The 13,976-nt window shown below is 32.8% G+C and carries 18 protein-coding genes and 1 pseudogene; 4 read left to right on the plus strand and 15 right to left on the minus strand.

Annotated elements, in window-relative coordinates; genetic code table 11:
- Nucleotides 1–169 precede the first annotated feature (169 nt).
- Nucleotides 170–1,111 carry a hypothetical protein gene (locus R3L15_RS10145; RefSeq protein ID WP_338731495.1) on the plus strand — a complete coding sequence of 314 codons (942 nt, stop codon included), beginning with the start codon at nucleotides 170–172 and terminating at the stop codon, nucleotides 1,109–1,111.
- 389 nt (nucleotides 1,112–1,500) lie between these two features.
- On the opposite strand, the gene R3L15_RS10150 is transcribed toward R3L15_RS10145, so the two are convergent.
- The 10 genes and pseudogenes from R3L15_RS10150 to R3L15_RS10195 form a co-directional block, all read right to left on the minus strand.
- Nucleotides 1,501–1,911, minus strand: coding sequence for a hypothetical protein (locus R3L15_RS10150; protein ID WP_338731496.1), 411 nt, complete (start codon nucleotides 1,909–1,911; stop codon nucleotides 1,501–1,503).
- A gap of 12 nt (nucleotides 1,912–1,923) precedes the next feature.
- The gene (locus R3L15_RS10155; RefSeq protein WP_338731497.1) at nucleotides 1,924–2,109 is read right to left on the minus strand and encodes a DUF3606 domain-containing protein; all 186 of its coding nucleotides are present in this window, start codon (nucleotides 2,107–2,109) and stop codon (nucleotides 1,924–1,926) included.
- Between the two features lie 69 nt (nucleotides 2,110–2,178).
- A complete protein-coding gene (locus tag R3L15_RS10160) occupies nucleotides 2,179–2,367 on the minus strand; it encodes a hypothetical protein (protein ID WP_338731498.1) in 189 nt (62 codons plus the stop codon).
- Nucleotides 2,368–2,650: 283 nt separating this feature from the next.
- Nucleotides 2,651–3,100 (minus strand): hypothetical protein, encoded by a 450-nt coding sequence (locus R3L15_RS10165; protein WP_338731499.1) that lies wholly within the window; start codon nucleotides 3,098–3,100, stop codon nucleotides 2,651–2,653.
- A 3-nt stretch (nucleotides 3,101–3,103) separates the two neighbouring features.
- Entirely contained in the window at nucleotides 3,104–4,201 is a 1,098-nt protein-coding gene (locus R3L15_RS10170) for an RHS repeat-associated core domain-containing protein (RefSeq protein WP_338734134.1), read from the minus strand.
- Between the two features lie 287 nt (nucleotides 4,202–4,488).
- The gene (locus R3L15_RS10175) at nucleotides 4,489–4,896 is read right to left on the minus strand and encodes a hypothetical protein (protein ID WP_338731500.1); all 408 of its coding nucleotides are present in this window, start codon (nucleotides 4,894–4,896) and stop codon (nucleotides 4,489–4,491) included.
- 2 nt (nucleotides 4,897–4,898) lie between these two features.
- Complete coding sequence (locus R3L15_RS10180; protein ID WP_338731501.1) at nucleotides 4,899–5,897, minus strand: RHS repeat-associated core domain-containing protein; 999 nt, start codon at nucleotides 5,895–5,897, stop codon at nucleotides 4,899–4,901.
- Between the two features lie 148 nt (nucleotides 5,898–6,045).
- Nucleotides 6,046–6,495, minus strand: a complete 450-nt coding sequence (locus R3L15_RS10185) for a hypothetical protein (protein WP_338731502.1) — start codon at nucleotides 6,493–6,495, stop codon at nucleotides 6,046–6,048.
- Nucleotides 6,476–6,724: a hypothetical protein gene (locus R3L15_RS10190; protein ID WP_338731503.1), complete on the minus strand. Its 249-nt coding sequence runs from the start codon at nucleotides 6,722–6,724 to the stop codon at nucleotides 6,476–6,478. Before R3L15_RS10190 ends, R3L15_RS10185 begins: the two co-directional genes overlap by 20 nt.
- 59 nt (nucleotides 6,725–6,783) lie before the next feature.
- Nucleotides 6,784–8,120 (minus strand): annotated as a pseudogene (locus tag R3L15_RS10195) (IS3 family transposase).
- A gap of 71 nt (nucleotides 8,121–8,191) precedes the next feature.
- Between R3L15_RS10195 and R3L15_RS10200 the strand changes: the two are divergent.
- Together R3L15_RS10200 and R3L15_RS10205 are read left to right on the plus strand one after the other, a co-directional pair.
- Nucleotides 8,192–8,410, plus strand: a complete 219-nt coding sequence (locus R3L15_RS10200; RefSeq protein ID WP_338731504.1) for a hypothetical protein — start codon at nucleotides 8,192–8,194, stop codon at nucleotides 8,408–8,410.
- A gap of 109 nt (nucleotides 8,411–8,519) precedes the next feature.
- On the plus strand, nucleotides 8,520–8,771 hold the full coding sequence (locus R3L15_RS10205; RefSeq protein ID WP_338731505.1) for a hypothetical protein: 252 nt from the start codon (nucleotides 8,520–8,522) through the stop codon (nucleotides 8,769–8,771).
- A 47-nt stretch (nucleotides 8,772–8,818) separates the two neighbouring features.
- Here the strand turns inward: R3L15_RS10205 and R3L15_RS10210 are convergent, their stop codons facing one another.
- From R3L15_RS10210 to R3L15_RS10225, 4 genes are all read right to left on the minus strand, one after another.
- Nucleotides 8,819–9,262 carry a hypothetical protein gene (locus R3L15_RS10210; RefSeq protein WP_338731506.1) on the minus strand — a complete coding sequence of 148 codons (444 nt, stop codon included), beginning with the start codon at nucleotides 9,260–9,262 and terminating at the stop codon, nucleotides 8,819–8,821.
- A 33-nt stretch (nucleotides 9,263–9,295) separates the two neighbouring features.
- On the minus strand, nucleotides 9,296–10,042 hold the full coding sequence (locus tag R3L15_RS10215; RefSeq protein ID WP_338731507.1) for a hypothetical protein: 747 nt from the start codon (nucleotides 10,040–10,042) through the stop codon (nucleotides 9,296–9,298).
- Nucleotides 10,043–11,464: a site-specific integrase gene (locus R3L15_RS10220; protein WP_338731509.1), complete on the minus strand. Its 1,422-nt coding sequence runs from the start codon at nucleotides 11,462–11,464 to the stop codon at nucleotides 10,043–10,045.
- 206 nt (nucleotides 11,465–11,670) lie between these two features.
- On the minus strand, nucleotides 11,671–11,823 hold the full coding sequence (locus R3L15_RS10225) for a hypothetical protein (RefSeq protein ID WP_338731510.1): 153 nt from the start codon (nucleotides 11,821–11,823) through the stop codon (nucleotides 11,671–11,673).
- Between the two features lie 213 nt (nucleotides 11,824–12,036).
- Between R3L15_RS10225 and R3L15_RS10230 the strand changes: the two genes are divergently transcribed.
- Nucleotides 12,037–13,122, plus strand: a complete 1,086-nt coding sequence (locus R3L15_RS10230; protein ID WP_338731511.1) for a Fic/DOC family N-terminal domain-containing protein — start codon at nucleotides 12,037–12,039, stop codon at nucleotides 13,120–13,122.
- A gap of 1 nt (nucleotide 13,123) precedes the next feature.
- On the opposite strand, the gene R3L15_RS10235 is transcribed toward R3L15_RS10230, so the two are convergent.
- The gene (locus R3L15_RS10235; RefSeq protein ID WP_338731513.1) at nucleotides 13,124–13,417 is read right to left on the minus strand and encodes a type I restriction enzyme endonuclease domain-containing protein; all 294 of its coding nucleotides are present in this window, start codon (nucleotides 13,415–13,417) and stop codon (nucleotides 13,124–13,126) included.
- Nucleotides 13,418–13,976 lie beyond the last annotated feature (559 nt).

A 13,976-nucleotide genomic window follows, 5' to 3' on the forward strand; every position in this document is an offset into this window, starting at 1 on the left:
ATATATTAAACACCTGTTTTTAGACATAAAACTATGCCCAAAATTTGTATAAAAGTTCATTGAAAAGTTACAGAAAACACCAAAATTTGTAAAAATTTATAGGTTCTAAAATCAAACAATGTCTTGTGGTTATTGAATTAAGACAGGTTTTAATACGCCTTCTTTCGGAATGCTCCTGCCCAAAAGGCACGGCAGCGTTGATGGCTACCGCTACGGCTTCCAAGGTCAAGAGAAAGATGACGAAATCAAAGGTGAAGGAAACTCTATTAACTACAAGTTTAGAATGCACGATCCGAGAGTTGGGAGGTTCTTTGCCATTGACCCATTGTTTAGGAAGTATCCGCATAATTCTCCTTATGCATTTTCTGAGAATAGATTAATTGATGGGGTTGAATTAGAAGGTTTGGAAGTATTGCAAGTTGGTAAAGTTTCAACTCTTTCAGCATTAGTATCTGGTTCATCTCAAGGTGGTATTGCTGTTGATTTTAATACAGGAAATGTTTATGGTTATGGAGAATTGGCAATTGGATTAGAATCAGATATAAGTGTTTTTAGTGGTGTTTCTGTTACTTTCTATCCTTATATGGATTCTGCATTAATATTAGAAGGGAATGGAGCAAGTGCTTCTATTTCAACAGCAAAATGGGGGGCAACAGTGTCTGGTGGATTAACATCTTCTGGTGGAGAATTAGGAATTAACCTTTCCATTGGAATTGGTGCAGGTGTTGCTCCAGCTTCAGCTTCAGCAATGTTTTCTAATACAACCTTGAAACCGATTAGTAAAGGGGCGGAAACAGAAATGGCAATAAAACTATTAAATCAATCATATATGGATATGTATAAAAAAATCAAGCCTTTATTAAAAGAATTCAACAGTTTAAATTCTGCAAATGACCAATTATATACCAATAATAAAGTGTTAAATGATGCTCTAAGTATACAGACTACTGATTATGGAAAAGAAATTATTCAAAAGCAAATTGATACTAACAATGAAGCTATCGATTTAAACAATAAAAAAATCGAAACTCTTCGAAATGAAATTGACCCTGTGATTGAACTAATGGAAAATGTGGAAGATAAAACACAAGAGCTTGAAAATCAACAATAAATTATGGTCAAAATAATTTCAAAATATATATATCTACTTGTTTTATTTCAAATTTCAATATCTACAGGATTATATTTTATATCAATTTCTTATTCAATTTTATTTATACTAATTTTATGTTTGTTAATGGGCATTCTATTTGGCTATTCGCAATTGAAATTCAGAAATAATAAATCTTTAAATTATAAATCAGCAAAGAGTAAGTTTTTTTCTTTTATTGTTATTTCACTAATATGGTTGATTGTTATTTCGGCTTTCAAAATATATAAACTTAATAATTAAATATGGCGCTAGACCCCCGCTAGCGCTTGTTCGTAACTCGCTGCTTTCTCTACGTCTATTTTAAAATAAGCTGCTCCTTATAAGGGAAAGTACTGGGAATAAAACAGTTAAAAAACGTTCTCTGAAATATTGAATTTAGGCTTTTCTGTGATGCTGTATTTGGTCAAGATATAGAATATATTTTGGTATATCCAAACCAGAGGCTTTAATTTTGGCATTTTGAAAATATAAACAAAAGATGAACTTTTTACAGCACCGCCAATATTGGAACTATTGATTGTTCCTTTATTGTTATAATAAGTCTCAATTTCATTAGCTTCATTCTTACTGTTGGCTTTTAATGCCATCCAATAAGTAATTTCTCCATGTTTCTTCTTATGCTGGGCATTTCTTATATTAACATTATTAGTTATTCCACAGTACCAATCACTAAAAATATTGCTCTTCCTTTTGTCACCGTTTGCATTGATATATTTAGTAAAACTATTTTTGATACCTTGATTGGTTGATACTTTCATTTAAACGATAAATTATTTTTTCTTGTTTTTTAAGTATTCCTTGATTACTTTGGCACTAGTGCTTCCCGTTGCTTTTTTAGCACCAGCCAATTGTTGACCTGAAACATTCAGTTTCTTTTTCCAATATTGGATTTCGTGAGGTTGAGTGCTAATTCTTTTATCGTCTCTTGGACCTTTTCTCTTTGGATTATCTGGCATAATGTGTTGATTTTTATACTTTAAAAGTATAATTTACCTCGCATATTTGCAAAATAACTGTACAGAAAATTATTCTTCAAGTAACTGAAAAAACTCTGAAATCTTTATTTCATGAGCTTCACAAATCTTGTATAAAGTTTTTACAGGGATTTCTACTTTGGCAGTTCTTAAAAAAGCTTCGTCATGTATCTTTTTTAATCTAAAAGTTTCCTCAGCTCCAAACCTATCTACCATTTGCCAATAAAGTGGGTCATGCATCCTGAACTTATAGTTTGTGCTGTTGTCTTTGCATTGATCTCATCATCTTTTTCCTGTCCTTGAAAGCCATAGCGGTTTCAACACTGCCTTGACGCTTGGAGAGAAGTTACAGCTTTTAGATAGTTTGGATGATAACGAGAAGAAGTCTATCTTTATGCTTATTGATTAGCTGATCTCCAAAAAAAAGTTTAAAGATTTCTTTGATAAAAATGTAGCTTCGCTTTAACGCAAAAAAAGCTACCGTTTACGATAGCTTACTTATTATATTTTTATAAAGTTAAATTTATATTGGTACTTCAAAAATTTGATCACTGAAAGTTTCTACCATAATTTTTTTCTCTTTCAATTTTACATCTTGAATAAGGTCAGAAAAAATCTTAACTTTTGTGATAGAAAAACTGTATTTACTTATGTGAACAATACTTGTATCAGTGATAATTAAATATCCATTATAAACTATTTCTACAGTAGAAAAATCATCATAGAGCGAGAACAAAAGTCTAATACAACCAGTTTCTTTAGAAAAAAGTGAAATCTTATTACTTATTTCAAAGAGAAGTATATTTTCATCTTCTAAAATTTTTTCTGGAGGTAATTCGTTTACAGAATCAATCAAAAAAGTATATTCTTGGTCTTCTATTTTTAAAACCCAAGCCTCATTATGATTCGAAGTACAATGTATTACTCCAATATGCTTAACAATATTATCAAGCCTATTAATATTATAAGTCATAATTTATTTTTTTAAATCATTGCCTAAATCTTTAGCTTTATCAAACATTTCGCTAATAAATTCTTTCATTTGTTTATTTTGACCATCTATTGTAATTGTTGTTAATTCTGATAATTCTTCTCCTTCTCTAGTTAAGAATGAAAAATTGACTTTTGTTCCATTATTCAACGAAACCTGTTTTTTGATAACCTGACCTGCTTCAGTTGACACTTCTTCAACTAATTCCCCGTTGCTAAACGCATCTTGTGCTAACCCAAGTAATTTTTCTTTTGTATCAATTCCTCCAGCTTTTAACTTGTCACCTCTAAAAATAGATTTAGCAATATTTGTAATCTGTTGTTTAGTGTCTTTAGCTAAATTACTTTGACTTAATTTGCCTAGCATAAAATCTAATTTAGGCACTTTAATTGAAAAATTAGGAATTAATTTACTCTTGCTAAAGTTTCCTATTACCAAACGTGTACCTCGCCCAAAATCATCTATTGGACCTGGAGTTTGTATCTGATTTCCTTCATCAAAAAATCCAATAGCAAAATTACCAGTAGCAACAATTAATGCTTGTCTTTTAGTAATTTCAAAAGCCCCTCTCCAAAATAAGGTTTGTAAAGCAGGAATAGCTGTTCCTCCTGATTCAATAATTAAGAATGCTGCTCCAACTCCTGCACCTCCATAAATTAAACCTTTAGTTTTACCGTCTTCAAAGGCTTTCTTTAGTTTTTTGTCCTCGGGAGTACCAAGTACACCTAATTTTTCTCTAGTGCGTATGATATCAGGAGATAAATTGTAGTTTAAATCTTTCCCAGGCTCTAAGCCTTCTAATTCGGGTGTATGGATGATTTGATTACCACTAAATGAATAAGGACTATAGTATGGATATTCACGTGCCAATGGGTCAACAGCATAGAACCTTCCCACTCTAGGGTCATGCATTCTATACTTATAATTTATAGAATTTCCTTCGCCTTTGATTTCATCATCCATCTCTTGACCTTGGAAGCCGTACCTGTATGAGTCCACGCTACCGTGGCGTTTTGGCATAAGCATACCGAAAGCAGGGTAATCATTTTCACTATTTTCAATGAACTTTTCACGGATAAATATAAAAAATCATAATTGGAAGTGAAAACTTATTCACTAAGAGAAATAAAAATCATGGTGCCACACAATACAGGTCGATAAACGTAGTACAGGCGATTGTGTGGTAGCGGGGATTTGAGTGGCAGAGGGTTTTATTGAACAGAACGGCTGTCATGCAGAAGGAGGCTTTTTAACGACTGAAGCATCTATGTTATAAGAAATTCATCATATTACAACCTGGAACGTGAATGGATTCACGCACCAGGGAAATTCATGTTTGCTATTAACTGACCTGTCCCCATTACTACCCTTTACCAATTGTCATGATTTAACATAAATTTATGCGCTTTTATATAAATAGAATCTGACTTTAAAACCATAGCTCTACGCTCTTTATTATCTATCATAAAAGTGAGATTATAATTATCTTTAAAGGCTAAATTTGAAGATTTAATGCTTAACATAATTCTATTTTCGATTATACTTACTTCCCAAGTTGACGTTTTATCTTTCTCAAAATGCAGTGTTTCGGGAATTGATATTTTAGAATCTTCCTTTAAAACAAGAACATTGGAATAAAGGTAATCTTTATAACTCACCCCATTATATTTAATTTCATCAATAAACCATTGTCCTTCTAGTTTATTTAAAACATCTTTCTTATTATCTATATTACATGAAAAAAAAATCATGAATAAAAAAAGTAATCTAATTTCCATATTTATTTATCTACTTTCGTATTATCAATGCGCTTTCTTTGAGTTTCCTTTTTAATCCCATTTTCTTTAATATCTTTTTTGATTTTTTTTAATTTACGTCCTCTCTCGGTTAATTCATTATATATTTTTAATCCAGCTTCTATAATTTCATCTGAATACAAATCAGGATGTTGTATTTTATCCCCTCCATAGAGCACAACATTTGCAATCAAGCTTATACTCAAATCATCTCTTAAATTATCAGGAATATAATCCTTTTTAGAATTTAGAGCCTTCTGAACAGCAGGTAAAACCTTATCAGTTAGCAACTCATGATGCTCCATGATTAGCTTATCATCATGTCCAGCTCTTAGGTTATAAAAAAGGCCAAGTCCTTCAACTACTAAGACCGCAATCCCCCCACCTTTTGCTTTACCAGGATTTATTCCTCCACCTATAATTCTTTTTGAACTTTGTTTCGGGGTACCATCTTTCTTTAGATGTCTGTGATCAATGGGCTTAGAGCCTGGGTTTGAACCTTCAAATGTTTTCTTAGTTGCATTCTTTTCAAATAAACTAAAACGCTTATCCAGTTTAGGGTCTTCAAAATCTATACTAAAAAGAGATAAAAATGTTTTATATACTACACCAAGATATTCTCCATTCCATTTACTATAAACCGCTTCTCCAAGACTGTGTCTAGTTGATTCATTCACATTTCCTAATTTGATATGAATAGCTCCATAACTAGTAGAAACCCTAGACTCATTGACATCCAAAAATTCTAAACCTTCCAACTCAATACCATCTATAACTCTATTCTCGCTAAAAGCATATGGGGAATTATGTGGATATTGTGGAGCAAGAGGATCTAAAGATAAAAACCTCCCAACCCTAGGGTCGTGCATCCTGAACTTATAGTTTATGCTATTACCTTCGCCTTTTATCTCGTCATCTTTCTCTTGACCTTGGAAGCCATACCTGTAAGAATCTACACTTCCGTGCCTGTTAGGCATAAGCATACCGAAAGGATATGCATCTTTTGATTATTTATAAGAACGTTTTTACTTTTATAAAAGTAAAATATTTTAAGAAAAGCCTTTACATAACTGCAAAAGCTTTTTGTATTTATTCCTGTACCGCTTAATCGCTTAATCGGTATGGCACTAGTTATAAACTAGTGCGAGCGGGGCTTTTCTTTGGAATAATTGCATAGATGATTAAATCTTTTTCTAAATGGGATAGGGTTAAAGATGTAACCTCAAAATCAAAAAATTCAGAAACAGTATCTTTAATTTTAATTGAGTAACTGCCTTCATACATCTTTTCAGTGCTTCTACTTAAACGTAATATATCAGCTTCGATTTCAAAATCAGCATAAATATCCTCTTTCCCTATTTCCATAGTTAGTTGGTCAATTTTTCTACTCTCAATATACAAGTTTCTAAAGCGGTAAACTTTTTTTGGAGCATCATTTTCAAGTAAATCTTTTCCGTTTTTATAAATATGGATTAAATTCCAAATTCCCAAGACTTCTGATTTGGTTTTATCCTTCATACATGAAAAGGAACTTGATAAAATTAACAATACAATAATTATATTAGTTTTTATTGCTGTCATTGTCTTCATTTTCAATATTATTTAAATCATACATTGATTTTTCTAAAAATTCCGAAGTTTCTTGTATTAACAATCTCATTCTTGCATCTTCTTCTGAGATTGTTTTAATTATTTCTCTACCTATTCTTACCGATTCTGGTGATTCACTACCATTGCCCCCAAAAAGAACTATGTTTGTAATTTCACTAATCTTAGTTATATCATATTCATATTCCCCAAGCAAACCCATATTGTAAGTCTTCAGTCGAAATTGAACTTTTTGAGCTAAAAAATAAGAGAGTGTTGGGTCTAATTTAATATTAAATTTTGATATTGTTTTTTTCTAGCCTTTAAAGTTTTTGATTTAATTAAATCACGTTGCTTTAGTTTTCATTGAGCCCTTCCATAATACATATCAGCAGGCAATAGATTATTTATAGATTCATGATACCTTTGGTAATTATAGAACTGGACAAATTCTTCTAATTTAGCTTCTAATTGTCCAGGGGGAAAATAATTATCAAGTTTTATAACATTTTTCATAGAACGGTGATAGCGTTCAATCTTTCCTTGAGTTTGAGGATGAAGTGGTCTACCACGAGTATGCTCCATGCCTTTATGATCGAGATAGCTTGCTAAATCGTGTGCAATGTAGCAGGAACCATTATCTGATAATAACTTTGGAGGGTTACTATTTTTAAGATCTGCTTTAGCTAAGGCGTCATCTAGAGTTGCAGTAACATCTTCAGCCTTCATACTGGAGCACAGTTTCCAAGTTACAATATACCGACTGTAATCGTCTAAAATAGTTGATAGATAGTACCAACCCCAGCCATATATCTTAAAATAGGTAAAATCTGTCTGCCATAGTTGATTAGGAGCTGTTGTTTTATCGTGAAACTCGTCTGAGGCACTCATAATTCTGAAGGCTGGTGTGGTAATCATACCATTTTCTTTCAAAATACGGTACACACTGGACTCACTGATGTAATAATTGTAATTATCAGTAATATCCCAAGCTAACTGACGAGGAGAAGACTCAGGTTTTTCTATAGCCATTTCTACTACGGTGTCCCTGTCGGCTTGATTAATTTTATTCCAACCGCCACAACGCTTGTTTTGCTTTCTGGCGAGGCCTTGAAATCCATTTTCCAAGTAGGCATTGTACCAATTATAAAAAGTGGTCTTATTTATTTTTAACTCCCGTAAAGTCCTGATAACACCTAGGTCTGATTGTTCTACTAAACGGATGATATCCATTTTCTCTGCTTGACTGTAATGCATATACCGTTTTCTTTTTAGGTGTCTCCATTTAAGTTTTTTTTCAACTTTCTGTTTTCTAAAGACAGTTCTGCCACAAACTCCTTTAGATCTTGGTTCTCTTGTTTTAGAGCCAGAACTTCTGACGTATTCGCTTCTCGCATAGTATCACCATTTAAACGCTTTTTACCTGCTTCCATAAAGTCTTTGCTCCATTTATAATAATTAGCTTGAGCAATACCTTCATGACGACATAATTCTGCTATAGATATTTCACCACGCATACCTTCAATTACAATCCTGATCTTATCCTCAGAACTATATACTTTTCTTGTTTTTCTTTTAAGTTCACTGATTAACGAACTGGCACTTTGTTTTTTTGCCATAATAGATAATTTTAAAGGTTATTAATTTAAGAAATATCTCTCTTAAATTTTCACCTCTAAAAGTTCACTTTTTGCTGAAGTCAAACACATTAAGTTTAGCAATATCATTTTCAACTAATGCCCAAACTAAAAAATCTGACAAGCAAGAAAACATAGGTAACTTCACATACTATGATCCTATATTTGTTCATAAATACCCTAATAAACCAAATAAGCTATATGAGCGTTTCGAAGAAATTTCTGTGATTGCTATAGATTCGGTGATGAAAAGTAAAAAAAAAGCAGTATAACGTAAAAGAAAAATACAATGCTAATCTATCAGCAACTGATAAAAACGAGTTAGTTACGTTATTTAAATCTAAAAACAAGAACTATACAGACTCTGATTTACCACATAATTTGAAGGAAATTAGTACCGCTACAGATAACCGCTACGGAATGTTTTTTTTAGTTGAAACTAGAAGTGGCTCTTCTCCTTATACAACACCAATTAGTAAATTACAGCTTAAAACTATAATTTTTGATTTTAAACAAAATGCTGTAGTGTTTTATAAAAAATCTAAAAACTTATCACCTAGAGATAATGGCGGCTACGCACATACTTTAATTAAAAATTTAAATTATATAAATAGAGCTATTAGAAAACTTTAGAATGAATGCTTAACAAATGCTTTCTAAAATAAAAGTGAGTACCGCTTCTATTTAGTCCACCTATAAACAACCTCTTTTCTTTCCATATCATAATATGGTCTTTGACCGTTAGGCTTTGGTGACATGTTTGTTATTAAATGGTATCTGCCCTTTATTTTAGAAACCATTGTATTAATATCCTTTTTGGTTGCGGGTCTATTTTCTTTTTTAGTTAAAAATGTTTTAACGCCATCTGCTAATACTTGTCCCGCAGCAGCATTTCCTACTCCCGCAAAACTCATTTTTTCTACGGCGACTTGCTGTTCTTTTTGAGGTGTTATATCTTCAAAGGATGTTGGCGACTTTTCTGTTTGCTCTTGGTGTTGCGCCTTTTTTCTATGGTGATAGGCTTTGGAACGGCAAGTATCACTACAGTATTTTTGAGCGCCGCGTCTTGTAGGCACATATTCCTCATAACAAAACCCGCAGATATAAAATTTATTTCCAGACATTATACGTCAAATTTACGTTCGTTTTACGCAAAATTAGCATTTTTTAGCTATTTTCAAGTTAAAAACAGTCTCTAAAAGAAAGTTTTCTGCGGTGTCTTTTGTAGTCGCTTTAAGTTGTTTTAGGCGCTGTTTCTTCTCTATGCGTTTGTTTCCTTGTTTTGGTGGCGGTGTTGTACTTGACTCTGTTTGGGGTTTTGGGGCTGTTGTTTGAGGTGTTGTTGGTTGATTTAAGTTAGGTACTAAACTCTTAAAGTTCTTTATTACGGCTTTAGTCTTTTCACTTGTTACATCTAAATGTTTTGCAAAGGCTGTTTGTACTTGAAACTTAGCCGCAAATTCGTCTTTATGCTTTTGGTGTGTTTGGTATTGCCATTCAAAAGCTGATTGCTGGTCTTTGGTTAGATTTGCAACCTCTTGCGCAACATGCGTGTTCATCCATTCTGTAAGGAACAGAAATGCATCTACTTGGTCGCTATACTTTTCTACAATATAGTCAAACTGTTCTTTAGTGTATTTGTCCTTTAAAGCATATAAGTTAAAAATGGCTTCGTTAAGAATCGTTCGCTTTTGCATACTAATCATAGTTGCTTTTTCATTAGGGTCTACAAAATAGCCTTCACTATCTATTACATAGACCTTATTAATCATCTTTTGAACTTCTTTATTATCCGTTAACTTCAACAGGGTGATTAAACGCTCTGGCACATAAAAAATGAACGCTTTCGTCATATTTATAAACGCCCCTTTAATAATATCTTCTAGGCTATCGTTTGCTTGCATCTAATTTTTGATTAATTCTGAATAGTCCTCTGGTAATTCTGCATCTATATCCCGCAGGTATTTCTCTAAAGCGGTCATAGAACTATGTCCTGTAATTTGCATTAGTTTACTTTTTGCGGCATGCGGCGAAGAGTCTTCTACTAAAGCGCGGTACAGTTTGGTTATGTAGGTATGTCTAAAACTATACATGGTGTGATCTTTACCTAAATTGAATTTATTTTTTACTACCTTTTTAAAGCGTTTGGAAAAATAGTTGCGTTTGTTGTCTAATGCGACAGGCCATTCCCCTCCTACTCCTTTTGGTGTAAATAGATAATCCGTTTTCTTAAGTTTTGATAAGTCGGGTAAATCATTCCATAAAATCTCTGGAATAATTTTTGTTTTTAGCGGGCTATTTTTGGCTTTAAAACTTAAGGTGCGGGTTTTGGCGTCAATATCTTCTACTTTTAAGCGGCAAACTTCTATAGGCCGCAAAAAATTATAGGACACAAACTTAATAAACAACAACAAGGTGGGATCGTGTTTTTCTAAGTGATTAAAAATATCTTGTTGTTGTTTTACGGTATAGGTTTTATTTCTTGTGGCGGTGGTTTTAAGGACTTTTATTTTTTTGACCATGTTCTCTCTCACTAGTTCATGTTCTTCTAGTGTAGAAAAGAAACTACTTAAACTAGCGCGATAGTTATTTCTATTTCTCGGTGAGCTTTCGGTCATAATATGAAGTAAAAACTCTGATACGACAGACTTCTCTACTTGCTTAATATGGGTAATATTCTTTTTCTTTGTTTTTAACCATTTTTTAAAAATGCGGATATGACTTCCGTAAGACCGTAAACTACTCGCTTGTAAAGTTTGTTCTTTTATCTTGGCGTCAAAATCAAAGGCCTTTTCTAAACTTACCCCTTGCGGTGCTTCCGCCGCCGCATGTTTTTTAGTAGCGGCGGCGCCATTGGTTAAGGGTGCGTTGCCTTGTTTTATGGGGTGTTGCGCTTTAGTTTGTTGTAATGCCGCGGTAGTTTCTTCTTGCGGGTGTTTTTGCGGTTGCGGTGGTTGCGGCGTTTTTGGTTCTTGTTGCAACGGGTGTTGCTTCGCCTGTTGTTTATTATAAAGCGCTGTATTATCCTCATAAGGACTGTATCCTTGACGCAACAATTTATTTAATACTTGGCGCAAAATGGTCAAGACTGCTAATCGCTCTTCTTTAGTTTTGTATTTATTGGCTTCGCCATAAATAGGTGTTTGCCTTTTGAGCTTTCCTGTCTCGGGATGACGATAGGAAAAATACACATACCAACGCTTTGATAAATCGTTGTTTGCTGTGTAGATTTTTGGTGTGGAAAATTTCTTCTTCAATGACAAATCGTATGCATTTTCGTATGCACTTTCGTATTCAATTTCTATTAGGGCGTTAAAATTACGCATAAAAAAACGGTTTGGCAACACCAAACCGTTTGTATACATGACTTTGTCATTAGTAGCGGGAACTGGACTCGAACCAGTGACCTTCGGGTTATGAGTTTGAAATTTTCCCCGATTTTGACCCCATTTTTGGTCTTCTCGCATTAAAATCGTGTACCGAATTATGTACTCTGATTAATATTAATTTCTATAACAAAGATAGTGTTTTTCTACCAATATTGTTTGCTTACTTCTAAAGTATCTCTACCCACTTCATCAAACAACTCATCCTCCTTCTCGATTAATGGAGCACACCAATCAGCTTTCTCCTTACCCCATTGTAAACATTCCTTTAGCTCTTGAGTCAGCTTATTATTTGTCATTACTATTACTTTAGGGTTTCACTAAATTAAATAATCAAATGATAAAATTTACTATTAACAAATGAGAAAAAACAACACTTTTTATGAGATTTTACAATCTATTAATTAAAACCCCATAGTGGAAAAATTTACCCTCGCATATTAAACGAGAGTAATTTTTAACTATATTTACCTTCGTTTAGATGACGTAAGTAATTTTTACCCTTGTTGAATATGACAGATTTTAATAGAAATATACCCTATAATAGTTTACCGCTACTACCACCAAAAACGTCTCTAGAAACCACTAAAGTATTACGCAAAACTATTGATGCCAGTAGAGCATTAGCACAGCTCAATGGTATGTTGACTAATTTGCCCAACCCAACATTATTTTTAGATACGATTCATTTACAAGAAGCTAAAGCCAGTTCTGAAATAGAAAATATAATTACTACGAATGATGATTTATATAAGTCTATTGTTGCCGATAAAAAATTTGATAATCCAGCAACTAAAGAAGTTATAAGCTATAAAGAAGCTCTTTGGAATGGTTTACAAGAAATTGATAAGCGTCCATTTATAACCACAAATTTATGTGTTGAAATTGTACAAAGCATTAAAAAGAATACGGCAGGCATTAGAACAACTCCAGGGACGGCTTTAAAAAATGCCAAAGGAGAAACTATCTATACACCTCCAACAGGCGAAGCCGTTATAAGAGAAAAATTAGCTAATCTTGAAGCTTTTATAAATACTGAAGATGCTATTGATCCTTTGATTAAAATGGCATTAATGCACTATCAATTTGAAGCCATACACCCTTTTAATGATGGTAATGGCAGAACAGGTCGTATATTATTATTACTATATCTAAAACTTGAAAAACTGTTGGACACACCTGCCATTTTTTTAAGTGAATACATTATTAAAAATAAAGCAGATTATTATGCTAAATTACGAGAGGTAACCGAAAACAACGATTGGGAATCGTGGATACTTTATATGCTTGAAATGGTAGAATATACAGCTAATAAGGGATTAGAGCGTTTAAAGAATGTTACTGCATTAATGAAGCAAATGACTACAGAGATTAAAGAAACATTACCTAAAGTATATACTAAAGAGCTTGTAGAAATACTATTTAGATTACCATATACAAAACGACAATTTTTAATTGATGCCAAATTAGGTACACCAAAAACTGTAGGTAATTATCTAATGGAATTAGAAGAAGCTGGGTTTTTAATTTCTGATAAGGTTGGTAAAGAAAAACTATATCTTAATCAGAGATTAATGGCTGTTTTAAACGAAACATAAACTATCTATTATTCCTCTTAAAATTCTCCGCCTGTTCAAATATATCCTTGTAGACTTCATCACGCTCAACAAGAGGATAACCATGTTCATCAAGCAATAAAATTAGTCCCACTTTAAAAGCTGCCTTAATATCGTCACGTTTGCTCCAATCAGGATATTGGGCTTGCGAATCAACCAAGACCTTAACAGCCTTTGAAAGCTCTATTAGTTTATCTTCTGGGTATGCAAAATCATACTTGACACAAAGCTCTTTAAGAATGTCATAAAATGCTTTTTCCTCAAAACTGATACCCAATTCATCACCAGCTAAAAACCCTTTCTAACTTCCATTATTAAATCTGTTAGCTGGTCAGCTATTTCCTCATAGACTTCACTTCTGAATGTATCATCTCTACAGGTATTATATCTATCTACAAGTGTTTTCTGTTCCTTAATCTTATGGATACTTCACAGGAAGTAGATGCATCACCCTAAACTTCTCCTCTTTGTGAATTACTTTCAGATTACTACTTTATTAGCCTTGATATCTTCGGTAGAACAAGATAAAAACACTGTTATTATAAATAGCCCTGAAAAGGGTTTTAAAACTTTCATATTTAGATATTTTACGCAAATATGAATTACAAAAGTCACTCTAAATAAAACCTAAGTAATAAGTGGTTATATAGATGTTATAAGTGGGAGGATTAAATAAATTTACCCATAAATAAAGTTCGAAGGCGAAAAACTATTTTACCAAATTAAAACATGTTGCTTTTGACTAATAGTGTAGTCAATTTGACTATAAATTGACTACATACGAAGTCATTACCCTCGATGAAAATTACAGTTACCCTCGGTGAGAATTAAGCTTA

The sequence above is a fragment of the Mangrovimonas cancribranchiae genome, from assembly GCF_037126245.1.
In the GTDB taxonomy this organism is placed as follows: domain Bacteria; phylum Bacteroidota; class Bacteroidia; order Flavobacteriales; family Flavobacteriaceae; genus Mangrovimonas; species Mangrovimonas cancribranchiae.

Excerpts from the sequence above, each read along its gene's own strand:
- R3L15_RS10145 (WP_338731495.1), top strand. The coding sequence starts at position 170 with ATGCTCCTGCCCAAAAGGCACGGCAGCGTTGATGGCTACCGCTACGGC.
- R3L15_RS10150 (WP_338731496.1), bottom strand. The coding sequence starts at position 1,911 with ATGAAAGTATCAACCAATCAAGGTATCAAAAATAGTTTTACTAAATAT.
- R3L15_RS10155 (WP_338731497.1), bottom strand. The coding sequence starts at position 2,109 with ATGCCAGATAATCCAAAGAGAAAAGGTCCAAGAGACGATAAAAGAATT.
- R3L15_RS10160 (WP_338731498.1), bottom strand. The coding sequence starts at position 2,367 with ATGCATGACCCACTTTATTGGCAAATGGTAGATAGGTTTGGAGCTGAG.
- R3L15_RS10165 (WP_338731499.1), bottom strand. The coding sequence starts at position 3,100 with ATGACTTATAATATTAATAGGCTTGATAATATTGTTAAGCATATTGGA.
- R3L15_RS10175 (WP_338731500.1), bottom strand. The coding sequence starts at position 4,896 with ATGGAAATTAGATTACTTTTTTTATTCATGATTTTTTTTTCATGTAAT.
- R3L15_RS10180 (WP_338731501.1), bottom strand. The coding sequence starts at position 5,897 with ATGCTTATGCCTAACAGGCACGGAAGTGTAGATTCTTACAGGTATGGC.
- R3L15_RS10185 (WP_338731502.1), bottom strand. The coding sequence starts at position 6,495 with ATGACAGCAATAAAAACTAATATAATTATTGTATTGTTAATTTTATCA.
- R3L15_RS10190 (WP_338731503.1), bottom strand. The coding sequence starts at position 6,724 with ATGGGTTTGCTTGGGGAATATGAATATGATATAACTAAGATTAGTGAA.
- R3L15_RS10210 (WP_338731506.1), bottom strand. The coding sequence starts at position 9,262 with ATGTCTGGAAATAAATTTTATATCTGCGGGTTTTGTTATGAGGAATAT.
- R3L15_RS10215 (WP_338731507.1), bottom strand. The coding sequence starts at position 10,042 with ATGCAAGCAAACGATAGCCTAGAAGATATTATTAAAGGGGCGTTTATA.
- R3L15_RS10220 (WP_338731509.1), bottom strand. The coding sequence starts at position 11,464 with ATGCGTAATTTTAACGCCCTAATAGAAATTGAATACGAAAGTGCATAC.
- R3L15_RS10225 (WP_338731510.1), bottom strand. The coding sequence starts at position 11,823 with ATGACAAATAATAAGCTGACTCAAGAGCTAAAGGAATGTTTACAATGG.
- R3L15_RS10230 (WP_338731511.1), top strand. The coding sequence starts at position 12,037 with ATGACAGATTTTAATAGAAATATACCCTATAATAGTTTACCGCTACTA.